This window comes from Gilliamella sp. Fer4-1, assembly GCF_001690515.1.
GTDB classification, from domain to species: domain Bacteria; phylum Pseudomonadota; class Gammaproteobacteria; order Enterobacterales; family Orbaceae; genus Gilliamella; species Gilliamella apicola_C.
Genome location: NZ_LZGZ01000232.1, coordinates 1 through 4,653, shown reverse-complemented (window position 1 = coordinate 4,653; position 4,653 = coordinate 1). Strand labels below are relative to the sequence as shown.

The 4,653-nt window shown below is 32.0% G+C and carries 4 protein-coding genes; 1 reads left to right on the top strand and 3 read right to left on the bottom strand.

Going from position 1 to position 4,653, the window contains the following annotated elements:
- Both A9G30_RS08325 and A9G30_RS08320 read right to left on the bottom strand, forming a co-directional pair.
- The coding region (locus A9G30_RS08325; RefSeq protein ID WP_065588645.1) for an MGMT family protein at positions 1–341 on the bottom strand (341 nt) is incomplete at its 3' end.
- Positions 326–1,690, bottom strand: coding sequence for a DNA-3-methyladenine glycosylase 2 (locus tag A9G30_RS08320; RefSeq protein WP_065588644.1), 1,365 nt, complete (start codon positions 1,688–1,690; stop codon positions 326–328). The genes A9G30_RS08325 and A9G30_RS08320, both read right to left, overlap by 16 nt.
- Before the next feature lie 478 nt (positions 1,691–2,168).
- Between A9G30_RS08320 and proA the strand changes: the two genes are divergently transcribed.
- On the top strand, positions 2,169–3,422 hold the full coding sequence (gene proA / locus A9G30_RS08315) for a glutamate-5-semialdehyde dehydrogenase (RefSeq protein WP_065588643.1): 1,254 nt from the start codon (positions 2,169–2,171) through the stop codon (positions 3,420–3,422).
- Between the two features lie 577 nt (positions 3,423–3,999).
- On the opposite strand, the gene A9G30_RS08310 is transcribed toward proA, so the two are convergent.
- Positions 4,000–4,332: a DMT family transporter gene (locus A9G30_RS08310; protein ID WP_065568194.1), complete on the bottom strand. Its 333-nt coding sequence runs from the start codon at positions 4,330–4,332 to the stop codon at positions 4,000–4,002.
- Positions 4,333–4,653 lie beyond the last annotated feature (321 nt).

Here is a 4,653-nt window from a genome sequence, read left to right as displayed (position 1 = left end):
CCAACCGCTCTTGATTTATTTTTTGAACCAAGGTAAATAGCTATTTCTTTATAAATACTAGTGTAACCAAAAGGAATTTTGAGTAATTCATCGTAGACAGTGGACGAAAAGCGTGTTCCCTGAGATATGAAAGGAAGACAAAAAGTGGTTAGTTTTTTAGAAAAATAGAGTATTAATTGCTGTTTACATAATTCAGTGATTTTGTTTTTATTAGTTTCTGATGCTGTGTTAGAAAACATTACTTCAATGATATGCTCATTTGTAGCAACTATATTTGCAAAATGCCAAGGAAATGATTTTGGGCATGTAAGTTGATCAAAATACATCACAAATTGTTCCATAAATGAATACTCAAATAGCTTCTCCACGGTGCAGCACTATCACTATTTCGAAGCTCATATTTATCGAGCGCTTTTTTTATACCTAAATCCGTTTCCATCCAAATATCTGAAGCATTCATTCCTCTTAACTTTATATAATTGATAGTCCACGGACCAATACCTTTTACTTGGCTCAAACTATCGATATGTGAATTTATATCGTAATCGCAGCACCACTGAGAAAATGCAAATAATGTATTTTTTTTGGATTGAGTTGTTTTCATTCTGTCTAACCCAGACGCTGTAATTTCTTTTGGGCAGGGAAAGTAATGATTTGCTTGTTCATCTTTTTTGTGAAAAATAGAAACAAATTGATTTAGTAAATTGGTTGCCGCGGAAACAGAGACTTGTTGACCACATATAGCTCGAATTCCTGCTTCATATGGCGAAAGAACACCAGGAATATGCAACCCTTTATTTTTTATTATAGATGGATATAAATTTTTAAGCCGATCTTCAATAAAATTAATATTTGAATTCAAATCAAACATGGCTGAAATTTTTCTTAAGACTTCTGCCATTTTGGGTAGAAATGACCTAGATAAAGTTATAATAAAAACACGATCTTCGCACTTGATTTCAAAGTAGCCTTTGATATTTTCAATTTCTATTGTGCGTCGATAGACTCTACCTTCGATACTTTCGATGTTGCTAATAAGCCTTTTTGATTGAAATGTGAGAAAAAAATCCCAATTGTAAAAATTTATATAAGGTATTTTTAAATCAATTGTTAGTTTCGCCCCATCCTTAGTTTTACTAAGTAATTTTCGAACTGGAACTTTCAAAAATCGATTAATCAGGTTATAAAGGCCACTAACGCAACTATATCCACACGCTTCTGATATTTCAACAATACTTAAATTTGATGAGTATAACAGTTTTTTCGCAAATAATGCTTTTGTCATATCTTGAAACTGTTTTAAAGGTATTCCTAAGTTTTTTGTAAACGCTTTATTTAGATTTCTACTGGAAGTAAATAAGGCTGATGCAATATCTTCTACACTAGATGTCAGCATTTCTCCTGATTGGATCAACTTTATAGCTTGTTGCGTAAATATAGAGTAACGAGAAAGCTCGTTAAAATTTGGCGAGAATTCGGGTTTACAACGAAAACACGGGCGATAACCTGCGCTAAGGGCTTCTTCTTTGGATAAGTAGTAGGTAACATTTTTTTCCAGTGGTAGTTTTGCAGGACAAATTGTTCGACAAAATATTTTTGTTGTTTTAACAGCAATAAATACTTTGCCATCAAACCGAGGATCTCTGCTTATACGAGCTTGCCTAAATACCTCTGTTGTATATTTTTCCATTAGGAATACCCAAATTTAATCAAGTAAGCCATCATATCACCATTGTGTTTGAATATTTTTCCAAAAATCGGAATTCAATGTTAATTACAATAAATTTAGTGATTTTTCTGGCAAAATTTAATTAAAGAAAGGGGGTATTAAATATAAACTTTCATATGTCTCAATGTAGGCGACTTTATCATTTATAACATGTTGATTTAGTATAAATAAATTGAAATAAAAACTTCAATAAAATCAATGGGTTTTCTGAGCGACTTTTTGAGGTGAAAATATTTGCTTTTATAATACTGGTTTATTTCAATATTATATTAACAGTTATGCTCATGTTTTATTTAAGAAATTAAATCTATAATTTAGATAGGCTCAAAAATACTGCTCGTAAATAAATTTTTATAGATTAGAATGATATAGCTAGTAAAACACAGTCATTTAAAAAATGAAGTGATGCAAACAAGAATATAACTTAATGGTGATAATAATGTTACAACAAATGGGTAAAGCTGCAAAACTGGCATCATACCAATTAGCCCAATGTCCAATAACAGTCAAAAATAAAGTATTGACGATGATTGCTGATTTATTAGAACAGCACTGCACAGCTATTTTAGTTGCAAATGAGCGTGATATTGAAATAGCAAAAACACAGGGGCTGAGCGCGGCTATTATTGATCGGTTATTATTAACCCCTGAGCGGTTAATGGCTATTGCTAATGATGTACGTAAAGTGGTTTCATTAACCGATCCCATTGGTCAAATTATTGATGGTGCAACCTTAGATAGTGGCTTAAAGCTACAACGTCGCCGAGTGCCTTTAGGGGTGATTGGCGTTATTTATGAGGCTCGGCCAAACGTCACCATTGATATTGCTACGCTTTGCTTAAAAACGGGTAATGCAGCAATATTGCGAGGTGGAAAAGAGACCATGCACACAAATGCTGTGACTATTTCTATCATTCAGCAGGCATTAGATCAAGCGGGATTACCTAAAGCAGCAATACAATGTATTGATAATCCTGATCGCAAATACATTACTGAATTACTTAAACTCGACCAATATGTTGATATGATCATTCCACGTGGAGGCGCTGCCTTACATAAATTATGCCGTGAACATTCAACAATTCCTGTCATTACTGGTGGTATTGGTGTCTGTCATATTTTTGTTGATGAGAGCGCTGACTATGATAAAGCCCTTTCTATTATCGTAAATGCTAAAACTCAACGACCAAGTACGTGTAATACGCTTGAAACGCTTCTTATTCATCGAAACATTGCAGATAAATTCTTACCTAAATTCAGTCAAATTATGGCTGATAATGATGTTGTGTTGCATGCTGATCCAAATTCTTATGAAATATTAAAATTTTGTGTTGCAAATGTTTTTGCTGTTGAAGATCAGCACTTACGCCAAGAATGGCTATCAAAAGATTTAAATGTAGTCATTGTTGACTCACTTGAACTCGCCGTAGAACATATTCGTGAATATGGTAGCGGTCATTCCGAGGCCATTTTAACCCGTAATTTATCTAATGCACAGCAATTCACTAATTTGGTTGATGCGGCAGCAGTTTATGTCAATGCTTCAACACGTTTTACCGATGGTGGACAGTTTGGCTTAGGCGCTGAAGTGGCTGTCAGCACACAGAAATTACATGCACGAGGACCAATGGGGCTTGAAGCTTTAACTGCTTATAAATGGGTTGGTTATGGTGATGATTTAATCCGCCGATAATGAAAGTACCGTTTTTAATGATTTCAACTTAATTTGACATCTAAGTTTTTATAATTAAGTGTTTATAATCTAGGAGTAGAGTTAAAAATGAATAAAACGATAAAAATTATCAAACTTCAATTGGGCTTTTTAGAACCCGACCTAGCTTAATTTTAGTCGATATCTTTGTAAACTCACTATTGCCGTTTACTTGCAAATTAAATGGGTGATAAATTAAATGTAAATATTTTTTTACATAATGATAATATGCCACAATGTGTCAAATGGCTAATAACGTTGGGTAATCGTTTAAGATTATTTTATATACGTATAATTCAAGCATAATAGTAATAGAAGCATTGCTGGTTTATTCATTATTTGTATATCCAATTACAAAATATTTTGTAATTTATGCCTAAATTAATAATCTTGCTAAAACTGTGAATTGTATTTTAGGGTTATTTAAAACGACTTTTGATTATAAAAGCGTGTTAAAAAACGATTAATAACGCAATTTATAGCATTAGCTTGAACAAAATATTTCAATATTTTGTTCAAGCTAATGCTATTTTTAATAAAAAATCATCATATTTAGAGGTTAATGTCCCGCAACTTTCGAGAATAAATTAATAATCACCACACCAAACATGATAAATCCCATGCCTATTAGTGCTGCTAAATCTAAGGTTTGTTTTAGAAAGATCCACGCAATTAAACTGATTAATACAATGCCGATTCCAGACCAAATCGCATAGGCAATACCAACAGGAATGGTTTTTAATGCTAATGAAAGAAGATAAAACGATGCACTATAGCCAATAATAGTAATAATTGAGAACATCAAATTAGTGAAGCCATTTGATAGTTTCAATGAAGATGTAGCTATTACTTCACAAATAATTGCAAAAAATAGTAATAAATATGAATTCATATAAGTGCCTATGATTGTTAAATTAAGAAGATAATTATCTAAAGTTAATAGATATAATTAATATTTTTCGGTGTTTTGTTTTTACATCATTAGTTATGAATAAAAGGTAAAATAGATAGCTATTAATACTTGAAATGGAAGATACTTATGGTGGTGTGAGGGAGTGCTTAACAATAGCCAACTGAGTATGATCAGTTATTTTAGCCCTCGTATCCACTATATACAAAAAACAGTAACTATCTCTATACAATTATTATACCTAAAAATAAGGCGCTTAGTAGTTTTTTGTAATGTTAAATATTTATATATAAACATCGTAAT